At 64.3% G+C, this 21,005-nt stretch carries 17 protein-coding genes; 4 read left to right on the top strand and 13 right to left on the bottom strand.

The features are described 5' to 3' along the window. Window positions 1-116 precede the first annotated feature (116 nt). Window positions 117-2,810 (bottom strand): DNA mismatch repair protein MutS, encoded by a 2,694-nt coding sequence (gene mutS / locus C7441_RS22215; protein ID WP_244916229.1) that lies wholly within the window; start codon window positions 2,808-2,810, stop codon window positions 117-119. A gap of 177 nt (window positions 2,811-2,987) precedes the next feature. On the opposite strand from mutS, the gene C7441_RS22210 reads away from it, so the two are divergent. The 3 genes from C7441_RS22210 (at window position 2,988) to C7441_RS22200 (ending at window position 7,298) form a co-directional block, all read left to right on the top strand. After that, window positions 2,988-5,273, top strand: a complete 2,286-nt coding sequence (locus tag C7441_RS22210; protein ID WP_109614736.1) for an NADP-dependent malic enzyme — start codon at window positions 2,988-2,990, stop codon at window positions 5,271-5,273. 136 nt (window positions 5,274-5,409) lie between these two features. Next, window positions 5,410-6,759 (top strand): HD domain-containing protein, encoded by a 1,350-nt coding sequence (locus C7441_RS22205; protein ID WP_109614735.1) that lies wholly within the window; start codon window positions 5,410-5,412, stop codon window positions 6,757-6,759. After that, the gene (locus C7441_RS22200; protein ID WP_109614734.1) at window positions 6,756-7,298 is read left to right on the top strand and encodes a hypothetical protein; all 543 of its coding nucleotides are present in this window, start codon (window positions 6,756-6,758) and stop codon (window positions 7,296-7,298) included. The genes C7441_RS22205 and C7441_RS22200 overlap by 4 nt, the downstream gene beginning before the upstream one ends. 113 nt (window positions 7,299-7,411) lie before the next feature. Here C7441_RS22200 and C7441_RS22195 read toward each other — a convergent pair whose 3' ends face one another. The 9 genes from C7441_RS22195 to C7441_RS22155 form a co-directional block, all read right to left on the bottom strand. Then, window positions 7,412-9,787 carry an aldehyde dehydrogenase family protein gene (locus C7441_RS22195; protein ID WP_109614733.1) on the bottom strand — a complete coding sequence of 792 codons (2,376 nt, stop codon included), beginning with the start codon at window positions 9,785-9,787 and terminating at the stop codon, window positions 7,412-7,414. Between the two features lie 24 nt (window positions 9,788-9,811). After that, entirely contained in the window at window positions 9,812-10,744 is a 933-nt protein-coding gene (deoC, locus tag C7441_RS22190) for a deoxyribose-phosphate aldolase (RefSeq protein WP_244916228.1), read from the bottom strand. 287 nt (window positions 10,745-11,031) lie between these two features. Beyond that, the gene (locus tag C7441_RS22185) at window positions 11,032-12,501 is read right to left on the bottom strand and encodes a mannitol dehydrogenase family protein (protein ID WP_109614732.1); all 1,470 of its coding nucleotides are present in this window, start codon (window positions 12,499-12,501) and stop codon (window positions 11,032-11,034) included. Between the two features lie 69 nt (window positions 12,502-12,570). Next, window positions 12,571-13,347, bottom strand: coding sequence for an L-iditol 2-dehydrogenase (locus C7441_RS22180; RefSeq protein ID WP_109614731.1), 777 nt, complete (start codon window positions 13,345-13,347; stop codon window positions 12,571-12,573). Beyond that, window positions 13,344-14,342, bottom strand: coding sequence for an ABC transporter ATP-binding protein (locus C7441_RS22175; RefSeq protein WP_109614730.1), 999 nt, complete (start codon window positions 14,340-14,342; stop codon window positions 13,344-13,346). The genes C7441_RS22180 and C7441_RS22175 overlap by 4 nt, the downstream gene beginning before the upstream one ends. Before the next feature lie 41 nt (window positions 14,343-14,383). Then, window positions 14,384-15,208 (bottom strand): carbohydrate ABC transporter permease, encoded by an 825-nt coding sequence (locus tag C7441_RS22170; protein ID WP_109614729.1) that lies wholly within the window; start codon window positions 15,206-15,208, stop codon window positions 14,384-14,386. Between the two features lie 10 nt (window positions 15,209-15,218). After that, the gene (locus tag C7441_RS22165; RefSeq protein ID WP_019172098.1) at window positions 15,219-16,091 is read right to left on the bottom strand and encodes a carbohydrate ABC transporter permease; all 873 of its coding nucleotides are present in this window, start codon (window positions 16,089-16,091) and stop codon (window positions 15,219-15,221) included. 86 nt (window positions 16,092-16,177) lie between these two features. Then, window positions 16,178-17,491, bottom strand: coding sequence for an ABC transporter substrate-binding protein (locus tag C7441_RS22160; RefSeq protein WP_109614728.1), 1,314 nt, complete (start codon window positions 17,489-17,491; stop codon window positions 16,178-16,180). A 194-nt stretch (window positions 17,492-17,685) separates the two neighbouring features. Continuing rightward, on the bottom strand, window positions 17,686-18,591 hold the full coding sequence (locus C7441_RS22155) for a LysR substrate-binding domain-containing protein (RefSeq protein WP_109614727.1): 906 nt from the start codon (window positions 18,589-18,591) through the stop codon (window positions 17,686-17,688). 117 nt (window positions 18,592-18,708) lie between these two features. Here C7441_RS22155 and C7441_RS23890 point away from each other — a divergent pair, with 117 nt between their 5' ends. Further along, complete coding sequence (locus C7441_RS23890) at window positions 18,709-18,891, top strand: hypothetical protein (protein WP_146201551.1); 183 nt, start codon at window positions 18,709-18,711, stop codon at window positions 18,889-18,891. A gap of 11 nt (window positions 18,892-18,902) precedes the next feature. Here the strand turns inward: C7441_RS23890 and C7441_RS22150 are convergent, their stop codons facing one another. The 3 genes from C7441_RS22150 to C7441_RS22140 all read right to left on the bottom strand — a co-directional run bounded on the left by C7441_RS22150 (window position 18,903) and on the right by C7441_RS22140 (window position 20,729). Beyond that, a complete protein-coding gene (locus C7441_RS22150) occupies window positions 18,903-19,235 on the bottom strand; it encodes an ArsR/SmtB family transcription factor (protein ID WP_019172101.1) in 333 nt (110 codons plus the stop codon). Further along, a complete protein-coding gene (locus C7441_RS22145; RefSeq protein WP_109614726.1) occupies window positions 19,222-19,668 on the bottom strand; it encodes an SRPBCC family protein in 447 nt (148 codons plus the stop codon). The genes C7441_RS22150 and C7441_RS22145 overlap by 14 nt, the downstream gene beginning before the upstream one ends. 101 nt (window positions 19,669-19,769) lie before the next feature. After that, window positions 19,770-20,729 (bottom strand): sugar-binding transcriptional regulator, encoded by a 960-nt coding sequence (locus tag C7441_RS22140; protein ID WP_019172103.1) that lies wholly within the window; start codon window positions 20,727-20,729, stop codon window positions 19,770-19,772. Window positions 20,730-21,005 lie beyond the last annotated feature (276 nt).

Genomic DNA, 21,005 nt, shown 5'->3' with positions numbered 1-21,005 from the left:
GAACCATCATACATCATCGCCTGGTCGCTCTGGCGAAGAGCACATCAAGCCAAAGCGCGACGAGCACACCTCAAATCAAAAGCGCAACTGTAATGTTAGCCTTTGGCGACCCCGCCTCACCCCCGCGCCGCCAGTTCCTTCAGCCGATAAAGCTCCTCCATCGCCTGGCGCGGCGTCATCTCATCGAGATTGAGCACGGCAAGGGCGGCACCCACAACATCAACCTTTGCGGGCGCGGGCGGCGTTTCCTTCCTCACCACAGCCGAGAACAGCGGCAGGTCATCGACCAGCCGGTCGGCCTTGCCGGAAGTTTCGCCCGCTTCCAGCTGATGCAGCACGTCCTTGGCCCGCTGCACCACGGCGTCAGGCAGGCCGGCGAGCCGCGCCACCTGCACGCCATAGGAACGGTCGGCAGCACCCTTGCCCACTTCGTGCAGGAAGACCACGTCGCCTTCCCACTCCTTCACCCGCATGGTCACGTTGGAAAGGCGCGGCAACTTCTCGGCCAGCGCCGTCATCTCGTGGAAATGGGTGGCGAAGATCGCGCGGCAGCGGTTCTTCTCGTGCAGATATTCCACCGCCGCCCAGGCGATCGACAGGCCGTCGAAGGTCGCCGTACCACGCCCGATCTCATCGAGGATGACCAGCGCGCGCGCGCCCGCCTGGTTGAGGATCGCCGCCGTCTCCACCATCTCGACCATGAAGGTCGAGCGCCCGCGCGCCAGATCGTCCGAGGCGCCGACGCGGCTGAACAGCCGGTCCACAACGCCGATATGGGCGCTTGCCGCAGGCACGAAAGACCCCATCTGGGCGAGGATGGCGATCAGCGCATTCTGGCGCAGGAAGGTCGATTTACCGCCCATGTTGGGGCCGGTCAAAAGCCAGATGGCCCCGGCCTTCGCGCCGCCTTCCGGCGACAGGTCGCAGTCATTGGCCACGAAGGCGTTTTCGCCCGCCGCGCGCAGCGCCTGCTCCACCACCGGGTGGCGGCCGCCGACGATTTCGAAGGCGAGGCTGTCGTCAACCACCGGCCGGCACCAGTTTTCGCTGGTTGCCAGCACCGCAAGGGCTGCCGACACGTCGAGCGCGGCAAGGGCTGCCGCGCCGGCGCGGATCGTCTCGGCCTGGGCGACCGCCTCCGCCACCAGCGTGTCGAACGCGGCAAGCTCGATCGCCAGTGCGCGATCGGCGGCATTGGCGATCCTGGTCTCCATCTCGGCGAGTTCGGTCGTGGTGAAGCGCATGGCGCTGGCCATGGTCTGGCGGTGGATGAAGCGCGCCTTGGCCTCGTCCGTGCCGTTCATGATCGCCTGATGGTTTGCCGTCACCTCGATATAATAGCCCAGCACATTGTTGTGCCGGATCTTCAGCGAGCGGATGCCGGTTTCCTCGCTCAGGTCGCGTTCCATGCCAGCGATCACGCGCCGCGATTCGTCGCGTAGCGCGCGCATCTCATCGAGTTCGGAATTGTAGCCGGCGCGGACGAAACCGCCATCGCGTTTCAGCAGCGGCAGGTCGTCGTCCAGCGCGCCGGTGAGATGATCGGCGAAGCCGACCGGCAGCGCGGAAATCGCCTCCAGCGCCTCGCAAATTTCGGCTGGCGTCTCGACATCGGCAAACAGCGTGCGCAGCGCCATCGCCGCCTCGAAGCCGGAGCGTAGCGCCCCGAGATCGCGCGGGCCGCCACGGTTCAGCGCCAGCCGGGTCAGTGCGCGCGGCATGTCGGACACGCCCTTCAGGCAGGCGCGCAAAGCCTCGGCCAGCTGCCGCTCGGGCAGGAAGAAGGCGACCGAATCCAGCCGCCGGACAATCGCCTTCGGGTCGGTCAGCGGCGACATCAGCCGGTCGGCCAGGAGCCGCGCGCCCGCGCCCGTCACCGTGCGGTCGATGGCCTTCAAAAGCGAGCCGTCGCGCGCGCCGCTCGTGGTGCGCAGGAGTTCCAGGTTGGCGCGCGTCGCCGGATCGATGAACAGCGTCGAACCCGACTGCTCGCGCTCAGGCCGCGACAGCGGTGGCCGCTCGGCTTTCTGGGTCTTCTCGACATAGGCGATGACGCCTGAGATGGCCGACAGCTCGGCGCGTGAAAACGTGCCGAAACTGTCCGGCGTCGCCACCTCGAAGAAGCGCGCGATGCGGCCCGGCGCCGAGGCGGAATCGAACAGGCTCGGCGGCTGCGGATTGGCCACGCGCCCGACAAGGTCGAGCACCGGCTTCAGCTCGGCATCGTAAAACACCGGCTCGGGCAGGATCAGCTCGCGCGGGTCGATGCGGAAGATGTCCGCGAGCAGATTGTCGGCGCTGGTCTCGGCGACGCGAAAGATGCCGGTGGACAGCTCGATCCAGGCCAGCGCATAGCTTGCCTGGCTCCCCGTCGCGCTGACGCGCTCCCCGCCTCTTGTTTCCGAGCCACCCTTCACGCGGCCCAGCGCCATCAGGAAATTGGATTCCGCCGGTGCCAGCAGCTTGTCTTCCGTGATGGTGCCCGGCGTCACCAGCCGCACCACGTCGCGCTTGACCACCGATTTCGAGCCGCGCTTCTTGGCCTCGGCCGGATCCTCGATCTGCTCGCACACCGCCACGCGGTGGCCAAGCCCGATCAGCTTCTGCAGATAGTCGTCGGCCGCATGGATCGGCACGCCGCACATCGGGATATCAAGGCCCTGATGCTTGCCGCGTTTGGTGAGCACGATGCCCAGCGCCCGGCTGGCGATCTCGGCATCCTCGAAGAACAGCTCGTAGAAATCGCCCATGCGATAGAACAGCAGCGAGTCCGGGTTCGCCGCCTTGATCTCGATGAACTGTTCCATCATCGGGGTCGCGGCGCCGCTGCCCGGAAGGGGCGTGCTGGCCTCGGTGCGGATCGGGGTTTCGTCGTTCACTGTCTCGTCCAAAAAAGAGCTTCGTCCTGATTGGCGGTTTACAGGGGCGAAGTGTAGTCTTAATCCCGAACACTCCACAAAAACATGGGTAAGGGACGGCGCGCGAGCATGGCATCCGGCAACAAATCAGACAATGCAGGCCCTTCGGTGAGCGCACAGGAAGCACTGGATTTCCACGCCAATGGACGCCCCGGCAAGCTGGAGATCAACGCCACCAAGCCGATGGCCACGCAGCGCGACCTTTCGCTCGCCTATTCGCCGGGCGTCGCGGTGCCGGTGCTGGCCATCGCCGAAGACCCCAGCCGCGCCTTCGACTACACCACGCGCGGCAACATGGTGGCGGTGATTTCCAACGGCACCGCCATCCTCGGCCTCGGCAATCTCGGCGCGCTGGCCTCCAAGCCGGTGATGGAGGGCAAGGCGGTGCTGTTCAAGCGCTTCGCCGATGTCGATTCCGTCGACCTTGAGGTCGATACCACCGATGTCGATGCCTTCATCAACTGCGTGCGCTATCTCGGCCCCACCTTCGGCGGCATCAATCTGGAAGACATCAAGGCGCCCGACTGCTTCATCATCGAGCAGAAGCTGCGCGAACTGATGGACATTCCCGTCTTCCACGACGACCAGCACGGCACGGCCATCATCGCCGCCGCCGGCCTCATCAACGCGCTCGAAGTCACCGGCCGCGACAAGAAAACCACGAAGCTGGTGTGCAATGGCGCGGGCTCGGCCGGCATCGCCTGCATCGAACTGCTGAAATCCATGGGCTTCGCGCCCGAAAACATCGTCCTGTGCGACACCAAGGGCGTGGTCTACAAGGGCCGCGCCGAAGGCATGAACCAGTGGAAGTCGGCCCACGCGGTCGAGACCGACGCGCGCAGCCTTGCCGATGCCATGGAGGGCGCGGACGTGTTCTTCGGCCTCTCCGCCAAGGGCGCGCTGACGCCTGCCATGGTGCAATCCATGGCGAAGAACCCGATCATCTTCGCCATGGCCAATCCCGACCCGGAGATCACGCCCGAAGAGGTCGCCGAAATCCGCACCGACGCCATCATGGCCACCGGCCGTTCGGACTACCCGAACCAGGTCAACAATGTGCTGGGCTTCCCCTACATTTTTCGCGGCGCGCTCGATGTCCGTGCGACAACCATCAACGACGAGATGAAGATCGCCGCCGCCCGTGCGCTGGCCGATCTCGCCCGCCAGGACGTGCCCGACGACGTGGCCGCCGCCTATCGCGGCAACCGGCCCAAATTCGGCCCCAACTACATCATCCCCGTGCCGTTCGACCCGCGTCTCATCTCGGCCGTACCGGTGGCGGTAGCGAAGGCCGCGATGGACACCGGCGTCGCCCGCCGGCCGATCCTCGACCTCGACAAATACGCCAACGAGCTTTCGGCCCGCCGCGATCCGATCGCCTCCACCTTGCAGCGCATCTTCGACCGCGTGCGCCGCCAGCCCAAGCGCATCGTCTTCGCCGAGGGGGAGGAAGAGCAGATGATGCGTGCGGCCGTGTCCTATGTGAACCAGAAGCTCGGCACCGCCATCCTGCTCGGCCGCGACGACATCATCAAGGAAAACGCGCGGCAAGCCGGCGTCGACCTCGACAAGCCCGGCATCGAGATCATCAATGCGCGCCTGTCGCGCCGCAACGCCATCTATGCCGACTATCTCTACGAGCGCCTGCAGCGCCAGGGCTTTCTGCAGCGCGACTGCCAGCGCCTGATCAACAACGACCGCAACCATTTCGCGGCCGCCATGGTGGCGCTGGGCGATGCCGACGGCCTCGTCACCGGCGTGACCCGCAACTACTCCACCGCGCTCGACGACGTGCGCCGCGCCATCGACGCCAAGCCCGGCCACCGTGTCATCGGCGTGTCGATCGCGCTCTGCCGCGGCCGCACCGTGCTGGTGGCCGACACGGCCGTGCACGACATGCCCAATGCCGAGCAGATCGCCGACATTGCCGAGGAAGCCGCCGGCTTCGCGCGCCGCATGGGCTATGAGCCGCGCATCGCCATGCTCGCCTATTCCACCTTCGGCCACCCGGCCGGCGAGCGCTCGGAGCGCATCCAGGAGGCGGTCAAAATCCTCGACAAGCGCCGCGTCGATTTCGAATATGACGGCGAAATGGCCGCCGACGTCGCGCTCAACCCGCGCCTCATGCAGCAATACCCGTTCTGCCGCCTGTCAGGCCCGGCCAACGTGCTGGTCATGCCGGCCTATCACTCGGCCTCGATCTCGACCAAGCTGCTGCAGGAGCTCGGCGGCTGCACGGTCATCGGCCCGCTCCTGGTGGGCCTCAACAAGCCGGTCCAGATCGTGCCGCTCAACGCCAAGGATTCCGACATCGTCAACATGGCGGCGATTGCGGCGTTTACGGCGGGAGCGTGAGGAGAGCGCCTCACGCCGAAGCTGCGTTTCCTCGCCCACGCGCAAGAAGCGTACCGAGCGGCAGTGTGGCGGTCGTTAAGGGTAGGATTCAAATCCATACACGGTCATCGTATCTTCATCCGGGGGGGGTGATTCGATGGGCAAGAGACTTCGCGATCCGGTGCATGGCCTCATCGTGTTCGATGAGAAAGAGCCAATCGATATGCTGGCTTGGAAGCTAATCGACACACCGGAATTTCAACGCCTGCGACGCATCCGTCAGCTCGGCGTGTCAGAATTCACCTTTCCCGGTGCAGTTCATTCGCGCTTCGCTCACTCGATTGGCGTGTTCCATACGGCTCGGACGCTGGTTAAAGTCCTGGAGCGCGAGATGAAGCGCAACGAGCAGGAATTTAACAATGAAACGGCGCAAGTCGCGCTCGCCGCAGCCCTTCTGCATGATCTCGGCCATGGACCTTTCAGTCACACTTTCGAAGGTGTTCAAGAGTCCCGTGGAGTGAAGAAGCGGCACGAAAAATGGACCGCCGACATCATCAGGAATCCAAGCGGACGCGTACGCCCCTTGCTTGAGGCTCACCGCGTCGGCTTCACTGAGGAAGTTGCTGCACTACTTGAGAAAGAAGACCCGGAGGATATCTATCACGCAATCGTTTCGAGTTCTTTCGATGCCGACAGGCTCGATTATATTCGTCGCGACAAGCTCATGACCGGGACGGGTGCCGGCGGTATAGACTTCGATTGGCTGATAGAGAACGTACGTGTCGCCGAGATCGAAATCGATGCGCCTGACGAAGACGGTAGCGAACCACGCCGAGTTCAGACCTTCTGCCTGACCGCAAAGGCGCGGCCAGCTGCGGAGCAATTCTTGTTGGCGCGTTATACGCTGCATCAACAAGTCTATTTTCATAAAGCTACTCGCTGCCTAGAGCATATGATTAGTAAGCTGCTTCGTGCAGTCGCACGGCTGGCATCAGGCAAAAAGGGTGAAATCAAAAAGAGCGGCCTTTCCGAAACGCACCCTCTGATCCGCTTTTTCGCCAAAGATGGCGAAACCGTCGAAAACTATCTTGCGTTGGACGACGCACTCATTTTGGGCGCGATCGACGCGATGTCGCAGGCTGAAGACGCCGATGTCGCAGAGATCGCGACTAGACTAAGAGAACGAAAACTGTACAAAACGCTCGACCTAGCCGAATTTGGGAAAGATTCCGGAACACAGCGAAATCGACTGAGACGGATCAGGGAGAAATTCGGCGATCAGATAAAGGCCGAGACTGTGATGCTCGACGATAAAGCCGCAATCGGTATCTATGCTGAGATCGGCGGCGACGATGAACGGATGCATAAGAAACTGCATATTTTCGATGGTGAGCGGCCGGTTGAAATCAGCAGACTTTCCAAGCTGATTGAAGCCCTAGAATCCAAGGAGCAGTTCACTCGGTTCTATTTTTCTGATCCCGCCGAGCGTGACGCAGCACGCAAATGAAGGAGTTCGCCATGCCACATGAACCAGAATATTATGTCGCAGACATTCTCCACGCCGCCGGGGGTCGCCTGGTCAGCCGTATCCGTTTGCAAAAGATCGCCTACCTTTTGGATCAGCTCGGAGCTGAAAGCGGATTCGACTATTCATACCATCACTACGGGCCATACTCGCGTGATCTCGACAGTGCGATCTTGGATGCAGAGGCCTTCGATCTTGTAGATGAGCAGTATGGTTACAGAATATCTGATGGCGCTCGCTACAGCATTTTCGTGCACAAATCGGCAGATAAAGAATATACCTCTCTAAGCAATAAGTATTTGCGAGATATAACCAAGAAACTGGCTTCTCAGAACGTGACGGTGCTAGAACTTGCCGCCACGGCTCACTGGTTGGCAGAGGTCGAAAGAGTCGATGATTGGGAAGCTGAGATTCGTCGCCGCAAGGGATCGAAGACCGACAATGGGCGATTGGAAGAAGCAACAAAACTTCTAGCTGACGTGGGGCTTCCTCCCGCTGCGTCGGTCGGCGTGTGTCGCTAATTTGAAGACGCTGGCTCGCATCCCGCTTTCCGATTGAGCTTGCCAAAAACGACGGAGTTGGTGCGGCAACCTCCCCCAGGGAGAGGCGAGCCGCGCCGCGCGTGGACAAAAAATCAGTCGCCGTAGGGCACCCAGACGTTCTTCACCTCGATTGCGCGGCGCAGGAAGGCGTCGCCTGAGAGCGCGTCGGCGCGCCAGTCGAGGTCGCGGCCGTTGCCGGTCCAGACCCGCTTGAGGTTGCCGGCCGATTCGGCCTCGACCAGCCGGCAGGTGTCGGCATCGGCCACGCACCACAGCGCGTCGACATCGTCGTGCCTGGCCAGCACCGCCGCCAGCTCGCCCGGCTTGCCGGTGACGATGTTGATCGCGCCGGCCGGCAGGTCGGAATATTCGATCACCTGATAGAGATCGGTGGCGGCGAGCGCATGGGCGTGGCTCGGCACCAGCACCACCGTGTTGCCCATGGCAAGGGCCGGCGCCAGCAGCGAGACGAGCCCGAGCAGGGGTGCGGCGTCGGGCGCGACGATGCCCAGCACGCCGACCGGCTCGTTGAGCGCCAGCGTCACCACCCGCGCCGGCGGCTGATGCACGCGGCCCTCGAACTTGTCGGCCATGCCGGCAAAATAAAACAGCCGCTCGACTGAAAGCTCGACTTCTTCGCGCGCGGCCTTGGGAGCCACGCCGGTGAGCTGGCTCAGGCGCGCGGCGAATTCGTCGGCGCGGCTGGCAAGGTTTTCGGCCAGGAAATAGAGCACCTGCGCGCGGTTGTAGCCGGTCGCGCCGGCCCAGCCTTTGGCCCCGCGCGCGGCGGCCACCGCGTCGCGTATGTCCTTGCGGCTGCCCAGCCCCACCTCGCCGGCCAGCCTGCCCTTGCGGTCGGCGACGGCATAGGAATAGCCGCCGTCGGGCCGCACCTGCTTGCCGCCGATGAACAGTTTTGGCGTGCGGTCGATGCCGATGGCGTCGGCCTTGACCGGGCCGGAAACGGTTTCGGGCGCGGCCGGCTTGATCGCCGCGCCGAGCGGCAGCTTCGCCGCCAGATATTCGGCCATGCCCTCGCGCCCGCCTTCACGGCCGAAACCGCTCTCGCGATACCCGCCGAAACCGCAGGCGGCATCGAACATATTGGTGCCGTTGATCCACACCACGCCGGCCTTCAGCTTCGGCGCGACGTCGAGCGCGAGGTTGACGTTCTCGCTCCACACCGAGGCGGCAAGGCCGTAGCGCGTGTTGTTGGCAAGCTCGACTGCCTCCTCGGTGGAGCGGAAGGTCATGACCGCGAGCACCGGCCCGAAAACCTCCTCCTGCGCGAGAATATTAGCCGGCGAGACATTGGTGGCGAGGGTGGGTAGATAAAAATAGCCGGCGTCGGGAAGCGGGCAATCGGGCTGCCAGCACTGCGCGCCCTGCGCGGCACCCTGCGTCACCAGCCCGCTCACGCGCTCGAGCTGCACACGGTCGGCCAGCGGGCCGATGTCGGTGTTCTTGTCGAGCGGGCTGCCGATGCGCAGCTTCGCCATGCGCGCCTTGACCTTGGCGATAAAAGCCTCGGCCACGCCCTCCTGCACCAGAAGGCGCGAGCCCGCGCAGCAGACCTGGCCCTGGTTGAACCAGATGCCGTCCACCACCCCTTCGACCGCGCTGTCGAGATCGGCATCCTCGAAGACCATGAAGGCCGACTTGCCGCCAAGCTCCAGCGACAGCTTCTTGCCCGAGCCGGCGGTGGCCTTGCGGATGATCTTGCCGACCTCGGAAGAACCGGTGAAGGCGATCTTCTGGACGCCGGGGTGGTTGACGATCGCCTCGCCAGCGGCCGGGCCGCCCGGCACGATGTTGACCACGCCCTTCGGCACGCCGGCGCGCTGGCATATCTCGGCGAACAGGATGGCGGTCAGCGGCGTGTATTCAGCCGGCTTCAGCACCACGGTGCAGCCGGCGGCAAGCGCCGGCGCGATCTTCCAGGCCAGCATCAGCAGCGGGAAGTTCCACGGGATGATCTGGCCCGCCACGCCGACCGGCTTGTGACCGGGAAACTCCTTCTCCAGCGACTGCGCCCAGCCCGCATGATGGATGAAATGGCGGATCGCCAGGGGCACGTCGATGTCGCGGCTTTCGCGGATCGGCTTGCCGTTGTCGAGCGATTCCAGCACCGCGAACAGGCGCTGGTGGCGCTGCATGGCGCGGCCGATGGCGTAGAGGATTTTGGCGCGGGCATAACCGGATTGCACGCTCCATTTCGGCAGCGCCCTAGCGGCGGCGGTGACCGCGGCGTCGATATCGGCCACGCCGGCATCGGAAATCTTCGCCAGCAGCTTGCCCGTGGCGGGGTCGCTCGTGTCGAAGGTGCCGCCGCTTGCCGCCGCCTTCCATTCGCCGCCGATGAACAGCGATTTCGAAAAATCCCTGCCCGCCAGCCAGGCGTCGGCTTCATTGCGGGCTTCGGGGGCGGCGTCATAATCCATGGCGGCGTAGCGCTCGAGAATGTTCATGAGAAATCTTCCGAATTCCTGCGATCAGGCCATGGCGTGGCGGTGGTTGGCCGAGTAGCGGCCGGTCAGATGGTGTTCTAGCTGGCGCTCTATGTCGGTGAGCAGGCTGGAGGCGCCGAAACGGAAGAGCTCCGGCTCCAGCCACGGCCGGCCGAGCTCCTCCTTCATCAGCACCAGCCAGTCGAGCGAGGCCTTGGCGGTGGAAATGCCGCCGGCCGGCTTGAAGCCGATGAGATGGCCGGTGTACTCGAAATAGGCGCGTATGGCGCGCACCATGACGAGGCCCACCGGCAGCGTGGCGTTGACGCTTTCCTTGCCGGTCGAGGTCTTGATGAAGTCGGCGCCCGCCATCATCGCCACCATGGAGGCGAGCATGACATTGCGCAGCGTGGCGAGATCGCCGGTGCCGAGAATGACCTTCAGATGCGCCTGGCCGCAGGCGGCGCGCATGGCGACGATCTCGTCATAGAGCTCCTGCCACTTCGCGCCGAACACCAGCCCGCGCGCAATGACGACGTCGATCTCGTCGGCCCCGTCCTTCACCGAGGCCTCGATCTCCTGCAGGCGCGTGGAAAGCGGCGTCAGGCCGTGCGGAAAGGCGGTGGAGACGGCCGCGACATGCACGCCGGAGCCTTGCAGCGCCTCGGCGGCGGTGGCGACGAAGGGATGGTAGACGCAGACGGCCGCAGGCCGGATCACCGCATCACCGAGGCCGAGCCCTTCGGCGATGTCGCGCCGCAGCGGGTTCAGCGCCTTGGCGCACAGCCGGCGCACGCGCTCGTCGGTGTCGTTGGAATTGAGCGTGGTGAGGTCCATGCAGGCGATTGCGCGCAACAGCCAGGCGGCTTGGTTGTCCGCCTTGATCGAGCGCCGCTTGGTCAGCGTCGCGACCCGCCGCTCCAGCGCCGAGCGGTTGACGTTGCGCATGGATTCCAGAAAGCCGAAATCCAGCGCCATGCCCGGATTGCGGACGATGCCATGCTCGCCGGCTGCGTTGGCGGCGGTTCTGGCGGGCACGGCGGCAAGGTGCGGCGCGGTTTCCGTTTCGCGCGCGGCAGCCGCATGGCGGAGGTCGCTGGTCATGTTCCTACCCTTCTGGCGGCGCGACGCGCCGAACGCAGCCCGGTTCCCGTCGGGCTCATGATCACAGTTCTACAGGGCAGTGCGGCACCATATCAAGGCGACATGATGGTGGCCGGGCGGCAGCGCACCGGCCATGGGAAAGATTCACGTGAGACAGCCGCTCACGCCAGAAACCGCCGCAGCGTCTCGCGCGCGCCAAGTTCCCACAGCGTTTTCAGATGGCCGGCAAATGTTTCGGCAAAAAGCGGATTGCGGCCGACCTCGCCATAGATGTCTTCCATGGCAAGCCATGTGGAAGGATCGTCCTTTGCCGCCTTTGCCGTGTCCTGCATGCGCTCCCAGTTCGGATCGTTGGGCTCGATCACCGCGCCGGAATCGGTGGTGCCGTGGCAATAACGGCACCACAGGGCAGATTCGAGCGCGAGGCCGGCAATGCCCTGTCCAGCCTTCAGCCTGTCGGCAATGGTCGGGATGATGAATTTGGGCTGGCGGTTGGAGCCGTCGAGGCACAGTCGGCGCACCGTGTCGCCGATCCTGGGGTTGGAAAAGCGCTGCTGGATGAGCCGGAAATAGTCTTCCAGCACCACGCCCGGCACCGGCGGCACGGTGGGAATGATCTCGTCCTGCTCCAGCCGCTCCAGAAAGGCCGCGATCAGCGGCTCCTGCATGGCCTCATGGACGAAATGGATGTCCATCAGCCCCGCCGGATAGGCGATCACCGCATGACCGCCGTTAAGAATGCGGATCTTCATCTGCTCGAAGGGCGAGACATCATCGACGAAGGTCACGCCGACCTTTTCAAGCGCCGGCCGGCCGGCGGGAAACCTGTCTTCCAGCACCCATTGCCGGAAGGGTTCGCAAAACACCGGCCACGCATCCTCGAGGCCGAATTCGTCGGCGAGGAATCTTGTCTCCCGCTCGGTGGTGGCCGGGGTGATACGGTCCACCATGCCGTTCGGGAAAGAGACGTTTCGTTCCACCCAGTCGGCCAGATCGGGATCGATGATCCGCGCCAGCCCCACCACCGCATCGGCGGTGACGCGGCCATTATGGGGGATGTTGTCACAGGACATGACCGTGAACGGCGCGACGTCTTCCGCACGCCGCCGCGCGAGTCCGGCGAGGATCAGCCCGAAGGCGGTCTTCGGCATTGCCGGGTTCCTGGCATCGGCGACGATTTCGGGGCTTTCCGGATTGAACTTTCCAGAGGCCGGATCGATGAAATAGCCGCCCTCGGTGATGGTGAGCGAGACGATGCGGATCTGCGGATCGGCAAGCCGGGCGATGATCCCGTCCGCATCGCCGGGCACCAGATAATCCACCATCGCCGCCGTCACGCGCGCCGCCATGTGGCCGCTGTCCTGCTCGACCACGGTGGTCAGCCAGTCCTGCGCCTTCAGTTTTTCGCGCGCGGCGGCATCCGCCGGCAGCACGCCCGCGCCGACGATCGCCCAATCATGGCCCAGACCCTTGCCGAACAGATCGTCGAGATAGACGGCCTGATGCGCGCGGTGGAAATTTCCGACGCCGAAATGCACGATACCGGGGGTGAGATCCGTCGGGACATAGCCGGGACGCGCGACATTTTCGGACAGCTTGTCGAGATTGGCGAAGGACAGTTTGACACTCATGGGAACTCATTCCTTGCGGATGCCTGGCCACCGCCCGTTTGCGCGGCCGGCATGTCGGGCCCGCGGCCCTCAGCTCATCCAGTTGCCGCCATCGACATTGTAGGTCTGGGCGACGATGTAATCGGCCTCGGGCGTGGCGAGGAAAATCGCCATGCCGGTCAGGTCTTCGGCGCGGCCCATGCGGCCGAAGGGCACTTCCTGCCCCACCAGCCGCTTCTTCTCGCCGATCGGCCGGTTTTCATATTTCGCAAACAGCGCATCGACGCCGTCCCAGTGCTCGCCCTCCACCACGCCGGGCGCAATGGCATTGACGTTGATGCCGTGCCTGATGAGGTTGAGCCCCGCCGACTGGGTGAGGCTGATGACGGCCGCCTTGGTGGCGCAATAGATCGCCACCAGCGGCTCGCCGCGACGGCCGGCCTGGCTGGCCATGTTGATGATCTTGCCGCCCTTGCCGCGCGCGATCATGGAGCGCGCCGCCGCCTGCAGCATGAACAGGGTGCCGGCGACATTGATGGAAAACAGCCGGTCGTAGCTCTCGCGGGTGATCTCCACGATGGGCGCGAGATCGAACAATGCGGCGTTGTTGACGAGAATGTCGAGGCCGCCGGTCTTTTCCTCGACCGCGCGGATGGCGGCGTCGATGGCGGCCTGGTCGGTGACGTCGAGCGCAACGGCATAGGCCGCCGGCCCGATTTCGGCGGCCGTCTTCCGCGCCGCCTCGATATTGATATCGCCGATCGCCACCGTCGCGCCTTCGCGCACATAGGCTTCGGCAAAGGCGCGGCCGATGCCGCGCGCCGCGCCGGTGATGAGGGCGGATTTGCCTTCCAGTCTTCCAGTCACAATGCTCTCCCGTCGGCACCGAAACGATGCAGCTTGGTTTGGTCGGGGGTGAGATAGACGGTCTCGCCATGCGCAAGGCCGATTTCGCCATCGGTGCGCACGGTCACCGGGCCGACGCCGTCGGCCTGGACATGAAGGAAGGTGTCGGAGCCGAGATGCTCGGCCACGCCGACCGTTCCCTTCCAGTCGCCGGCCGTTTTGGAAACGGTGACATGCTCGGGCCGCACGCCGATGGTTCTGGCGCCCTTGGCATCGGCTGCCGCGCCTTCGATGAGGTTCATGCGCGGCGACCCGATGAAGCCGGCCACGAACAGATTGGCCGGCTTGCGGTAAAGCTCCAGCGGCGAGCCGACCTGCTCGACATTGCCGCCGTTCAGCACCACGATCTTGTCGGCCAGCGTCATCGCCTCGACCTGATCGTGGGTCACATAGATCATCGTGGTCTTGAGCTGGTGGTGCAGTTCGCTGATCTCAAGCCGCATCGTGCCGCGCAGCGCCGCGTCCAGATTGGAAAGCGGCTCGTCGAACAGGAAGGCGGTGGGCTGGCGCACGATGGCGCGGCCGATGGCGACGCGCTGGCGCTGGCCGCCGGAAAGCTGGCCCGGCCGGCGTTCGAGATAGCTGGTGAGGTTCAGCACGCGGGCCGCATCCTTCACCTTGCGGTCGATCGTCTCCCGGCTCTCGCCCGCCATTTTCAGCGGAAAGGCGATGTTGTTGAAGACGCTCATATGCGGATAGAGCGCATAGGACTGGAACACCATGGCCAGCCCGCGCCGGGCCGGCGCCACGCGCGTCACGTCGCGGCCGTCGATTGCGATTGCGCCGCCGCTGACATCCTCCAGCCCGGCAATGAGGCGCAGAAGCGTCGACTTTCCAGACCCCGAAGGGCCGACGAAGACGACGAACTCGCCATCGGCGATCTCCAGATCGACCTTCGGGATGATGACGGTCGCGCCGAAGGATTTCGTGACGTTTTCGAGCTTTATGGTGCCCATGGATCTTCTTTATCCCCTTGTCTGTCGGGTCCGGCCGCGCATCATTTCACCGCGCCGAAGGTGAGGCCGCGCACAAGCTGCTTCTGGCTGAACCAGCCCATGATCAGGATGGGCGCGATGGCCAGCGTCGAGGCCGCCGAGAGCTTCGCCCAGAACAGTCCCTGCGGGCTTGAAAACGAGGCGATGAAGGCGGTGAGCGGCGCGGCGTTTGCGGCCGCCAGCCGGATCGTCCAGAAGGATTCGTTCCAGGCCAGGATGATGTTGAGCAGCATGGTCGAGGCGATGCCCGGCACCGCCATCGGCGTCAGCACATAGACGATCTCCTTCAGCGTGGAGGCCCCGTCCATGCGCGCCGCCTCCAGGATTTCGCCCGGTATCTCGCGGAAATAGGTGTAGAGCATCCACACCACGATGGGCAGGTTGACCAGCGTCAGCACGATGGTGAGGCCAAGGCGGGTGTCGAGCAGGCCGGTGTCGCGGAAGATGAGATACATCGGCACCAGCACGCCCACCGCCGGCATCATCTTGGTGGAGAGCATCCACATGAGAATGTCCTTGGTGCGCCGCGTCGGCGAAAACGCCATCGACCACGCCGCCGGCACCGAGATCAGAAGCGCGATCAGCGTCGAGCCGAGCGAGATGACGACCGAGTTCAGGAACGGCTTGAAATAGTCGCGCTGGGCCTGCACCTCGACATAGTTCTCGAACGTGCCCGAAGGGATGAGGCTGACCCCGGCAATCGCCTCGGGCTCGGTCTTGAACGAGGTGATGATGGTGTAGAGGATCGGGAAGAAGATGATGAGCGCGATGAGCCAGGCGGCAGCCGTGGCCACCGTCTTCCTGCCCGTGGAGACCTGTCGTGCCATGTCGCTCCTCCTACCTGTCCAGGTTCTTGCCGACCGCGCGCATCAGGAACAGCGCGACGATGTTTGCCAACACCACCGCAATCACGCCGCCCGCCGAAGCCCCGCCGACATCGTAGGACAGGAGTGCGGTTCGGTAGATGAGGAAGGCCAGATTGGTCGAGGCGTAGCCCGGTCCGCCATTGGTGGTGACGAGGATTTCCGCATAGACCGCCAGCAGGAAGATGGTCTGGATGAGGATGACCACCGTGATCGCGCGCGACAGGTGCGGCAGCACGATGTAGCGGAAGCGGTTGAGGAAATTGGCACCGTCCATCTCGGCCGCCTCCTTCTGCTCCTCGTCCAGCGATTGCAGCGCGGTGAGCAGGATGAGCGTGGCGAAGGGCAGCCATTGCCAGGCGACGATGATGACGATCGACAAAAGCGGATATTGCGCAAACCAGTCGACCGGCCGCATTCCCAGGAACCTCGCCACATCGGCAAGCACGCCATAGCCGGGATGCATGATCATGTTCTTCCAGATCAGCGCGGCCACCGGCGGCATGACGAAGAAGGGCGAGATCACCAGAATGCGCACGATGCCCTGCCCGAACATGGGCTGGTCGAGCAAAAGCGCCAGCAATATGCCGCCGATGACGGTGATCGCCAGAACGCCGAGAACAATGATCAGCGTGTTGGCGATTGCCTGGAAGAAGGCGGGGTCCGTGTAGAAATAGCGGTAATTGTCGAACCCGGCGAAACTGCGCATGGCCGGATTGAGCAGGTTGTAGTTCTGGAAGGAGTACCACAGCGTCATCGCCAGCGGCACGATCATCCAGATCAGCAGAAGAATGACCGAGGGCGCCAGCATGAGGCGCGCGAGCGAACGTGTCTGTCGGGTTGCCATGGCTGCCTCCGTGCCGGCCGCAAGACGGCTGTCGGAAAAAGCGGCCGCCCAATCGGGTGTCGGGCGGCCGAAATGCGGGAGGATCTCTACTTGATGTAGCCGGCGCGGGTCATTTCGCGCACCGAGACCTGCTGGGCCTGGGCCAGCGCGTCATCGACCGACATCTGGCCGGCGACCACCGCCGAGAACAGCTGGCCGACCGTGGTGCCCAACCCCTGGAACTCGGGGATCGCCACGAACTGGCCGCCCGTATAGGGCACCGGCTTCACCGAAGGCTTGGTGATGTCGGCGGCATCCATCGCGGCAAGCGTGGGCGCGGCGAAGGGTGCCGCCTTCTCATACTCCGCGTTCTTGTAGAGCGAGGTGCGGGTGCCCGGAGGCACGTTGGCCCAGCCTTCCTTTTCCGCGACCAGTTCGGTGTAGTGCTTGCTCGTCGCCCAGGAGATGAACTTCTGCGCGGCCTCGCCCTTCTGGCTGCCGGCCGGCACCGCAAGGTTCCACGACCACAGCCAGTTGCCATGATTGTCCACGCCTTCCTTGTTCGGGAAGATCGCGTAGCCGACCTTGTCGGCAACGGTCGAGTCCTTCGGGTTGGAGACGAAGGAGGCCGCGACGGTGGCGTCGATCCACATGCCGCACTTGCCCTGCTGGAACAGCGTCAGGTTCTCGTTGAAGCCGTTGGAGGACGCGCCTTCGGGACCGGCATCCTTCATCAGGTCGGCGTAGAACTGCAGCGTGTCCTTCCATTCCGGCTGGTCGAATTGCGGCTGCCACTTCTCGTTGAACCAGCGGCCGCCGAAGGAATTGTCCATGGCGGTCAGGAAAGCCATGTTCTCGCCCCAGCCGGCCTTGCCGCGCAGGCAGATGCCGCTGATGCCGGCATTGCGGTCGGTGATCTTGCGGGCCGCTTCGCCGATGAACTCCCAGGTCGGCTTCTCGGGCATCTTCAGCCCGGCCTTCTCGAACAGGTCGGTGCGGTACATGATCATGGCGGATTCGCCGTAGAACGGCGCGGCATAGAGCTTGCCGTCCATGGACAGGCCGGCGCGGATGGCCGGCAGCAGGTCATCGACGTCGTAGTCGTCGCCGAGGCCGTTCAGCTCCAGAAGCCAGCCTTGCTTGGCCCAGATCGGCACCTCGTAATTGCCGATGGTCATCACGTCATACTGGCCGCCCTTGGTGGCGATGTCGGTGGTGACGCGCTCGCGCAGCACGTTTTCCTCCAGCGTCACCCACTGAAGCTGGATGTCCGGGTTCCTGGCGGTGAAGTCGTCCGTCAGCTTCTGCATGCGGATCATGTCGCCATTGTTGACGGTGGCGATGGTCAGCGTCTCGGCATGCGCGGCAGAGGCGAGCACGCTGGCCGAGCACAGCCCCAGAAAGAGCGTGGTGAGTTTCATCCGGATTTCCTCCCATGGATCAAGAATGAGCAATTGCTTTATCCGTGAGCAATTATTCATTCAGTCTTATTTATGTCAAGCCGGATTCGCTGCCGCGCCGCGGCAAGGCGCAGCCATGCCATCTGCCCACAAACTCCGCAGCGGGGTTTCGGTTGCGTCGGGGCGGCCGCCGGATGCAGGGTGAAAGGAAGCGCTCAGGCGTCCCGAGGCCCGAGCGAACCGGCCACGGCGGCGAGCAGCCAGTCGCGGAAGGCGCGGATTTTCGGAACGTTGCGGCGTGCTTCGGGATAGACCAGCCAATAGGAATTGCCGTCATTGGCGACGAGGTCGAAGGGCTGGAGCAGCCGCCCGTCGGCGAGTTCGGCCGAAAACAGCGCGCGCGTGACGATCGCCACGCCGTGGCCGGCCATGGCGGCATTGGCTTCATAGGCCTGCGCGCCCAGGCTGCTGCGGGGACGCTCGGCCAGCGCATCGACCGGCAGGCCCGCCACCGCGAACCACTCCCTCCACCACGGATCGCCCGGATCCAGAACAGGCAGCCGCAACAGATCGGCCGGCTCCTTCACCCCGCCGATGCTTTCGGCGAGTTTCGGGCTCAGCACCGGCGTGAAATCGGCCTTGAACAGGAAGTGCTTCGCCAGTCCCGGCCAGTTTCCGCTGCCAGAGCGGATGGCGATGTCGACATCCTCGCGGGCGAAATCGATCAGGCGGGTCGAGGTGTCCAGCCGCACCGCCAGCGCGGGATGCTGTATCTGAAAGGCACCGAGATTTCGCGCCAGCCAGCTCGAGGCGAAGGTGAGGATGGTGGAGACGCACAACACCCCTTCCGCGCCCGAGCGGGCCTGCGCATAAGCCTCGCCGATGAGCGTGAAGGCCTCTGTGAACACCGGCGCCAGTCGCTGGCCGACCTCGGTGAGCGCGACCTGGCGGGGCCTGCGCAGGAACAGCGGCGCGCCGACACGCTGTTCCAGCATCTTGATCTGATAGCTGACCGCCGCCTGCGTCATGCCCAGCTCCTCCGCCGCCTTGGTGAAACTGCCATGGCGGGCAGCGGCCTCGAAGGCGCGCACGGCGGACAGGGGCGGAAGCGGCAAGGGCATGGATCAATCCTGCTTATGCATACCGATCGAATTTCAATTGGAAAATAGCGCTTTCGGCGCACAGATAGAAGACCAACGCATTAATCGGGAGCGGTCTCGGACGAGACCGGCGGTGCGATGGCTTATACAGGACGTGCAACAGTTTCCGGCCGGCAGCCAGCCCCCTGGCCCCGGCTTTTCAACCTGTCATGGCTGCTCGAATCCAGGCAGCGCCACCTGGACGTCAGGACCCTGCCCGAGCACCTCCAGCGCGACATCGGCTACAAGGACGGCAACGGACCCGGACGGCGGCGCGCGTGACGGTGGAGGATTTACGCCTCCACGAAGGCCCGCAGCCGCGAGAGTGCATCGTCCCATTGCCGCGACACCGTATCCAGATAGGCTTTCGCCTCGGCCACGGCATCCGGCTGGAAAGCGAACCGGCTCTCGCGGCCGATGCGGCTGGACGTTACCAGCCCGGCGCTTTCCAGCACATGGAGATGTTTGGTTATCGCCTGCCGAGTCAGCCGCGTATCCACCGACAGGCTGGCGATCGAACGGCTCTGCCCGTCGCTCAATCGCGTCAGCAGCGACAGGCGCGTGGGATCGCCAAGGGCTGCAAAGATCGGGGCCGGATCGGCTGCGCGGCATTCAGGCTGCGACATGGTTCGCGATATTCTTCATCTGCTCTTCCCAGCCGCCGTCGTTCATGCGCAGCGCCTCCGGCCTGCGATGCGCCGGAATCTTGTCGAAACCCGATTCCGTGACCGTCAGCCGCGTACCGCCAGCGGTCGGCTCAAGCCGGAATTCCACCAGTGTCGGCGTCTCGCCGGAATAGTCAACTTCGGGATCGACGGCATAGGGATGCCAGGTGAAGGAAAAGCAGCGCGGCTCGTCCATCTGCCTGACCCGCGCCTCCCAGACGACATGCTCATATCCCGGATAGGTGATGTGGCCGCGCGAAACCGCGCCCGGCACGAACGGGCCTTCAAGCTTCACCCGGAACCACGTGCCGAATTCCTTGTGGTCGGTCAGCGCGCGCCACACACGCGCGACGGGCGCATTCAGTTCAACGCTCTTTTCGATGCGATCTGTCATGACGCAACCTCCTGGTTGCGCTTAACATGACAAGCTTCGCAGTTATTGGCAACCAAAAAGTTGTGCATTATGATTTGCGAGGACCCGGCCCCGGCGCCATTTCAGCCAGCTGCCAGCAGCGCTTCGGCCGTGCGTTCGTCGGTGATCAATCCGTTGACGAGGCGGCGGGCGACGGCCGCGCGTATGCCCGGCAGCTTGCGCTCGCCCATGGCCAGCGCCACCACCAGCGACTTTTCGCGCGACGGCAGGGGCGCGGAAGCGACGCGCTCATTGGTGATGCCCTCGATCATGCGGCCATCCTGATCATAGGCCCAGCCGACGATCTCGCCCACCGCGCCGGCCTTTTGCAATGCCTTCAGTTCGGCCTCGGTGATGAAGCCGTCCTCGAACAGCGGGGCCCTGGGGCCAAGGTCGCCGATGCCGACGAAGGTGACGTCGGCGCGCGCGGCCAGCGCCAGCGTGGGCTGGATCATCGGCTGGCCAAGCAGCATTTCCCGCTCCTCGGGCGAGGAGGCGATGACCGGCAGCGGCATGGGAAAACTGCGCGCCTTGATCCGGTCCGCCACGGTGAAGATGACGTTGTAGAAGGCCGCCGAACCATCCGGCGCGATGTTTCCGGTGAGCGACACCACCTTGTGCTGCGGGCACTCCATCGGCGGCAATTGCTCGATCGCCGCCTTCAGCGTGCGGCCGGTGCCGATGGCCATGACGATCGGCTCGGAAGAACGCAGCCACCGCTCGATCTCGACCGCCGCCGCCCCCGCGATGCCGATGGTGGTGGAGGTGGAATCCGGATCGCTCGGCACCACCTCGACCAGATCGAGCGCATAGCGCGACTTGAGCCGCGCGGCGAGGTCGAGGCAGTTGGCGATGGGATGGTCGACGCGCACCCTGATCAGCCCCTCCGACACCGCCAGCGATACCAGGCGCTGCGCTGTTTGGCGCGAGACGCCGAGCTTGCCGGCGATCTGGTCCTGTGTGTTGCCGGCCACATAATAGAGCCAGCCGGCACGTGCCGCGTCGTCGAGCCGTCCATTGCCGTGATCCTGCCGGGTACTCATCGTCGTCCGTTCTGCGCAAATGTTCAGATCGTCACTGTCGCAGGCTTTTTCCCAATGCGCAATTGCTATCGCAGATGGCAATTGTTCACACCTCGATGCAACCCCATGCGCGCCGTTCGCGATGTCATCGGCCCGGTTCGCGCGCACCCGCAAAATTGCACCCCGTGCGGAGGATGAAACCTGGCTGCGGCCAATCCCGCCGACATTTCGCCGTTATACGGAAGCATTAGGATCGCGGAGGGATCGACGCGGCCATTGACATGAGCCGCATCGTCC

It is taken from the genome of Pseudaminobacter salicylatoxidans (assembly GCF_003148475.1).
Classification (GTDB): Bacteria; Pseudomonadota; Alphaproteobacteria; order Rhizobiales; family Rhizobiaceae; genus Pseudaminobacter; species Pseudaminobacter salicylatoxidans.
The sequence above is the reverse complement of the archived record's forward strand: the minus strand, read 5'-3'. Positions and strand labels throughout refer to the sequence as shown.

Coding starts and splice junctions, on each gene's coding strand:
- C7441_RS22205 (WP_109614735.1), top strand. CDS start 5,410: ATGGGCAAGAGACTTCGCGATCCGGTGCATGGCCTCATCGTGTTCGAT.
- C7441_RS22170 (WP_109614729.1), bottom strand. CDS start 15,208: ATGGCACGACAGGTCTCCACGGGCAGGAAGACGGTGGCCACGGCTGCC.
- deoC (WP_244916228.1), bottom strand. CDS start 10,744: ATGGCGCTGGATTTCGGCTTTCTGGAATCCATGCGCAACGTCAACCGC.
- mutS (WP_244916229.1), bottom strand. CDS start 2,810: ATGATGGAACAGTTCATCGAGATCAAGGCGGCGAACCCGGACTCGCTG.
- C7441_RS22175 (WP_109614730.1), bottom strand. CDS start 14,342: ATGGGCACCATAAAGCTCGAAAACGTCACGAAATCCTTCGGCGCGACC.
- C7441_RS22145 (WP_109614726.1), bottom strand. CDS start 19,668: ATGACAGATCGCATCGAAAAGAGCGTTGAACTGAATGCGCCCGTCGCG.
- C7441_RS22165 (WP_019172098.1), bottom strand. CDS start 16,091: ATGGCAACCCGACAGACACGTTCGCTCGCGCGCCTCATGCTGGCGCCC.
- C7441_RS22160 (WP_109614728.1), bottom strand. CDS start 17,491: ATGAAACTCACCACGCTCTTTCTGGGGCTGTGCTCGGCCAGCGTGCTC.
- C7441_RS22210 (WP_109614736.1), top strand. CDS start 2,988: ATGGCATCCGGCAACAAATCAGACAATGCAGGCCCTTCGGTGAGCGCA.
- C7441_RS23890 (WP_146201551.1), top strand. CDS start 18,709: ATGGCTTATACAGGACGTGCAACAGTTTCCGGCCGGCAGCCAGCCCCC.
- C7441_RS22195 (WP_109614733.1), bottom strand. CDS start 9,787: ATGAACATTCTCGAGCGCTACGCCGCCATGGATTATGACGCCGCCCCC.
- C7441_RS22155 (WP_109614727.1), bottom strand. CDS start 18,591: ATGCCCTTGCCGCTTCCGCCCCTGTCCGCCGTGCGCGCCTTCGAGGCC.
- C7441_RS22185 (WP_109614732.1), bottom strand. CDS start 12,501: ATGAGTGTCAAACTGTCCTTCGCCAATCTCGACAAGCTGTCCGAAAAT.
- C7441_RS22200 (WP_109614734.1), top strand. CDS start 6,756: ATGAAGGAGTTCGCCATGCCACATGAACCAGAATATTATGTCGCAGAC.
- C7441_RS22150 (WP_019172101.1), bottom strand. CDS start 19,235: ATGTCGCAGCCTGAATGCCGCGCAGCCGATCCGGCCCCGATCTTTGCA.
- C7441_RS22140 (WP_019172103.1), bottom strand. CDS start 20,729: ATGAGTACCCGGCAGGATCACGGCAATGGACGGCTCGACGACGCGGCA.